This is a genomic window from Empedobacter sp. UBA7494, assembly GCF_002478465.1.
In the GTDB taxonomy this organism is placed as follows: Bacteria; Bacteroidota; Bacteroidia; order Flavobacteriales; family Weeksellaceae; genus Empedobacter; species Empedobacter falsenii_B.
The window spans coordinates 1-3,549 of record NZ_DLOC01000014.1 but is presented as its reverse complement, the minus strand read 5'-3'; the positions used below and the strand labels follow the sequence as shown (position 1 = coordinate 3,549).

The following is a 3,549-nucleotide window of genomic DNA, read 5'->3' as shown; positions in this document are numbered from 1 at the left end:
TTTTTACTGTAAATTGGAGTTGTGCAACAGTTACCGATGTTGTGCGTAGTCTTTTTAATTTCTGTTGTAGCCAAATTTTCGAGTTAGTAAAGTTTCTTTCCACCAAGATTCTCGATTTATGATAACTTCATCATTAATTGTTGATTTATAAATGTCAAGAATTGAATACTCAAAATTGTTTTGGATATGCTCAAATTCGATATTTTTTAGTTCAACATTTCCTCCGTGTCCGTTGTGTATGTAACTTTTCCATCTTCCAAGTAGCATTGTTTCTCCGTAAGCTGAACCAACATACATTTTTCCGTTACTTTTGTCTGTGATTAGATAAACCGCTTTCTGATTTTCCAATGCAGTAATCCAATTACTTTTTGAAACAACTCTTTTTAAATCTTTCCAGTTAAGCCTTACATTTTCATAACCTGGAAACAAATCATTATCAAAAGTATCTTCTAAAATTTGTATTACGGAACATTGGTCTATTACACTTTCAGCATTTCGAATTAGGTTTTGGGATTTGTTTCGGAACTCAATAATAAGTCTGCCAAAATATTTTTCATATTCTGTTAAAGTTTCATATTCATAACCAACAGCATTATTCAAATTAAGGTCTTTTGTGATGATGCTAATATCAAAAAGCAACCATTTATGGTTTCTTAACTTTATAAAGCCAACCGTTATATCTCCGTTTTTGAAAGATTTCTTTTTATTGTAGTTCCAAAACTGTCCGTTCAAGAGTGATTTCTTGTCTTCTTTGAAAAACCTCAATGGGTCATAAGAACCATTACTTTGGTTAAATCGGACTTTAACTTTCCTTAAATCAGAAAAGTTTAGAATATCGTTTAAGTTTATAGACATTTTGTAGTATGATTTTATTCAAATAATTCTGTTATTCCTACGATGATTAACATTAAAATCCAAAAGGCAGAGAAACCTAATGCAATATATAAATACCCTTTGATTTTTTTATCGTAATTTTCTTGTTCATAGCCTGACATTTCTTGAGAGATAGCAACTTTTTTCTGATTTCCTAATTGTTCTCTGTATCCGCCTTTGAAACGTTTATCTCTCACAATTTCAGTGTCATATTCGTATTGATAACTTCTTTTTGAAGTTTTGTTACGTCCCATAAAATACTTGAACAGTAAGATTGGTATTCCGAAATAAGGAAAAATAAAGGTAAAAATGGAAGCAATGACTAATTTTAAGCCGACGTTTTCTTTTTTTTCAATGTAGTTGTTACTCATAAGTTTAGGATTATTTTAAAATGTATAATGCAATTAATATGACAGCAAAAAGGAAGTAAAACCAATATTTTTGAATAAATCTTTTTGTTCTAATTTTTTTCAATTCTGCTTCAACGTGTTCTGCTTCATTTGTTGCATTCATAAATTGAAGTTTTGTTTTTACTTGTCCAAGTTTTTGATAATGTGCTTCTAAATATTCATTGGAAGTTTCTTCTTCATCAGAATTATTAGAACTCCAACGATTACTTTTAATTTCAGTAATAAGGTTTAAAGCAAAATTGAACAATTCATTTTTGTCATTAGGTAATTCCATTTCTAAAACAGAATTTCTCTTTTCAGCAAGTAAATTGGTCTTGTTGTTTAAGAACTTTTTTTGCTCAAGTTCAACCAATTTTTCTTCAAACTTAATTTTTTCTTTAAATTCTTGTTTCTGTTGATTTAATTCTACATTTTTTTGTTCTCGAATTATTTTTATTGGTGTAGAATGCTTATCCTTGAAAACAATATTACTTAACCATTTTCCAGAATTTTTACCTATTTCTCTTTTAAAAGATTTGAAAAAAATACTCATAGTCTTATTAGTTTTAGCTGCTGTAAAATTAAAGTTGACGTAAGACAAAATATGTCGTTATGAAATTTTTCTTCAATATTATCAACTATATTTAATTCGTCAAAATTAAATTTTAGTTCAGTCATTTCATTACGGAAAACCGTAATTTGAAGATGTTTTTTGGTAAGATTACGCACAACGTTTTGCAGCTTGGCGAAGTGGCGGATTTTGAAGCACTTACTTTCAATTTAGTACTAATGTTCATTTGAAAACCGAATGTTCAATTTAGCACAGAACCCGCCATTTTGCCAATGCTATGTTATAGGGCGTTTTTTTACTCTTCTGTCGGTGGCGAATATTTTACGATGTCAATACCAACGCCATTTGGGTCTTGAATGGCAAAATGTCTGTCGCCCCAAGATTCGTTGCGAATGTCAATTTTTATTTCAACACCTTTCTTTTTCAGTTCTTGGTAAATGCTGTCCACGTCATCTACTTCAATGGTCAGATAAACACCTTGATTTTGGAAGGGGTGCTGAAAAATCGGTTGTTGGCTTGGGTGGTTTGGAAGCAAAAAGCTGATTTCCGCTTCGTGGTTTGGCGTGTGTAACAAAAGGTAAAATTCGTTTTCAAACGTTACGCCAAAGTTCAGTGTGTTGGTGTAAAACTCTTTTGTTTCTGCCAATTTTGATGTTACGATACCTGCATTTAATTTCATCTTGATTTCTTTTTTAGTTACTGAATTTGTTTGTGAAAATACATTTGCCGTTAAGCAAAATGTAGCAATGATTAAAACTATTCGCTTCATTGTTTTTGAATTTGATTAACGATGCAAAGTTCATACAACAGAAACTTTTGGAATAGTAAAAATCGGACAAATTCATCTGCCAAATGCTTTGCTTGGCGTAACGCCATAAAAATTTTTGAACTCTTTTATAAAGTGCGATTGGTCGTAATAACCCACGTCAAAGAATAGTTTGTTTTGTCGCAGACTTTGGCTTGATGGTTTGGCTTTGAGAATATTTTGAAAACGGACAACTTTGCTGAATGTTTTGGCGGTGTCGCCAATGTAAAACTCAAAAAGTCTGCGAAGTTGCCTTGTGCTAATACCTGTTTCTAAATCTTTTTCAATGTCAAGCATTCCAAAGTTTTTCAGAATGAGTTCTATCGCTCCGTAAAGTCTGTTGTCATTGTCAAATGTTGTTTTGTTTGTCAGTTCACGAAAATGACTGTCAAGCAAATTTTTTATTTCGTCCTGCTGTTGAGTTTCATTGAAATTGTTTGTAATAAAGTCGGACAAATGTGGAACAACCGAATGTAAGTGTTCGTAACGATTGCTTAATTCCATTGCGTTTATCTTGAAAAGTTGCGGAAACATTGTCGGCAGAAAACGAACACCAATGTAGTTGAAAGCATTGTCAAGCGGAAATTCAGTAAACTTTTTACAGAAACCCATTACATAATTTTCTTTCGGATTGTTGAGTTCAAAATAGATGTCAATGCAACCGTCAGCTACAACACGGTAATTAAATTGTTCAGAAAGTTTCTGTATTGTTTTTAGTTGCCAATAGCAATAAATATAAGGTTGAAGTGTGATGTCGGGCAGAAATTCCGTGTAGGTTACGTTGTCAGCCGATTGTCTGACTGTCGGTTGAATGGGATTGTAGAGCGTTCTTATTTCTGTCGTAATGTTCACTGTTTGTTGTTAGCACGGTTGTCGTTTTAAAATACCCTATAACGGTTTGGGTATTGCCG

5 protein-coding genes are annotated in these 3,549 nt (G+C 32.1%); all 5 read right to left on the bottom strand.

Features of this window, described 5'->3' with window-relative positions; translation table 11 throughout:
* Nucleotides 1–54 precede the first annotated feature (54 nt).
* The gene (locus tag B4E95_RS01475) at nt 55–855 is read right to left on the bottom strand and encodes a GIY-YIG nuclease family protein (RefSeq protein ID WP_291089381.1); all 801 of its coding nucleotides are present in this window, start codon (nt 853–855) and stop codon (nt 55–57) included.
* A gap of 14 nt (nt 856–869) precedes the next feature.
* Nucleotides 870–1,244 carry a hypothetical protein gene (locus tag B4E95_RS01470; RefSeq protein ID WP_291089378.1) on the bottom strand — a complete coding sequence of 125 codons (375 nt, stop codon included), beginning with the start codon at nt 1,242–1,244 and terminating at the stop codon, nt 870–872.
* Between the two features lie 10 nt (nt 1,245–1,254).
* Complete coding sequence (locus tag B4E95_RS01465; protein ID WP_291089375.1) at nt 1,255–1,815, bottom strand: hypothetical protein; 561 nt, start codon at nt 1,813–1,815, stop codon at nt 1,255–1,257.
* A gap of 313 nt (nt 1,816–2,128) precedes the next feature.
* A complete protein-coding gene (locus tag B4E95_RS01460) occupies nt 2,129–2,512 on the bottom strand; it encodes a VOC family protein (protein WP_221856990.1) in 384 nt (127 codons plus the stop codon).
* 162 nt (nt 2,513–2,674) lie between these two features.
* Nucleotides 2,675–3,490, bottom strand: coding sequence for an AraC family transcriptional regulator (locus B4E95_RS01455; RefSeq protein ID WP_291089372.1), 816 nt, complete (start codon nt 3,488–3,490; stop codon nt 2,675–2,677).
* Nucleotides 3,491–3,549: the final 59 nt, after the last annotated feature.